The organism is Roseateles sp. P5_E11 (genome assembly GCF_054049355.1).
The window spans coordinates 1-1,419 of the sequence record NZ_JBFUMO010000958.1 but is presented as its reverse complement, the minus strand read 5'-3'; the positions used below and the strand labels follow the sequence as shown (position 1 = coordinate 1,419).

1 protein-coding gene is annotated in these 1,419 nt (G+C 66.3%); it reads left to right on the top strand.

Annotated elements, in window-relative coordinates:
• The coding region (locus ACXJKR_RS32475; RefSeq protein WP_457326365.1) for a trypsin-like serine peptidase at positions 1–1,419 on the top strand (1,419 nt) is incomplete at both ends.

Genomic DNA, 1,419 nt, shown 5'->3' with positions numbered 1-1,419 from the left:
AAGGCAGCCAAGCTCCCTGAGGGCGCACTCAACACGCGGGCCCTTGTCCTGGGGGTGGGGGATGACCTGGTCGACGAACAGGGCAATGCGACAGCGGCAGGCCGCTTCGTCACCGAAACCATAGTCGAACCCTTCCGACGCCCCATCCTGACCATTCGCGAGAACAAGGTCACCAGTCAGTTTGTCGGCCCCGACAGCGAGGTCTGGAAGGACCGCATCCTCGCCGCAGGGGAAGTGCTGAACCGCGTCATCCCAGCCGTTGGGCGCATCGAGGTTGCCAACAGCGACGACTTCTCATGGCTCGGAACGGGCTGGCTCATTGCCAGCGACATCATCGTCACCAACCGCCACGTTGCACAGGAGTTCGCACGCAGGCAGTCCAAGGGCTTTACGTTCCGCCCAGGCATGGGTGGCTCGCCGATGGTGCCGCGCATCGATTTCCTGGAGGAATTCGATCGGTCCACGGCCCTTGAGTACCCGCTCACCACTGCCCTGTGGATCGCTCCTTCCGACGGCCCGGACGTCGCGTTCCTCCGTGTCACGCGCCGTACCGGCGATGCACCGCTGCCCTCCCCCATTCCACTGGCCGCCAACCTCGATGGCGACTACTTCGTCGCGACGATTGGGTACCCGGCGCGCGACGACCGGGTGCCAGACCAGGACCTGGTCAAACGCTTGTTCGGCGATGTTTACGACAAGAAGCGTCTGGCGCCCGGCGAGCTGAAGAGCGTCAGTGATGACGAGATCGAACACGACTGCTCCACCCTCGGTGGCAACTCTGGATCCGTCGTCATCAACCTCACCACAGGCGAAGCCGTCGGCCTTCACTTCGCAGGCCTGTACAGGCAAGCGAACTTCGCCGTGCCCGCGCCCCTGCTGGCCTCGTTGCTGAAGCGAGTTCAGGCGGGCGAGCTGCCGGGCATCCAGGAGGGGGCCACACCGGCTCTCGCAGCTGCGCCGTCGCCTGTCTTCCAGTGCGGGCCGATGGCCACGCCTCAGGGCGGCGTGGGTCTGCCCCAAGGGGCTACGTACACCTACGCCTTCCAGATCCCAGTCGAGATCACGGTGCGCATCGGCGGCGGCGCCTCCGTCGGCGTTGCCGCTGCAGGTGCAGCGCCGGCCGGTGGCCTCCCCGGGATCGGCAGCGCATCCGCGTCGACCATCGAAGGAGCGGCTGCCGTGGCGCGTCAGTTGCTTGCAGGCAATACTGACGTCATGGCCGTCTCCGAGGGCTTCCGCTTCAAGCGAGGCTGGATCACCGACGAGCCGGTCGTAGTGGTCCACGTGCGGCGCAAGCTCGATTTCAGCGAACTGCGCGCCGCGGGAAAGCAGCTCATTCCCCCGATGGTCGGCGGCTTCGGCGTAGACGTCCGCACGGCATCGCTGGCCACGCAGCTGGAGAGCCAGGGCGTCCGAGCC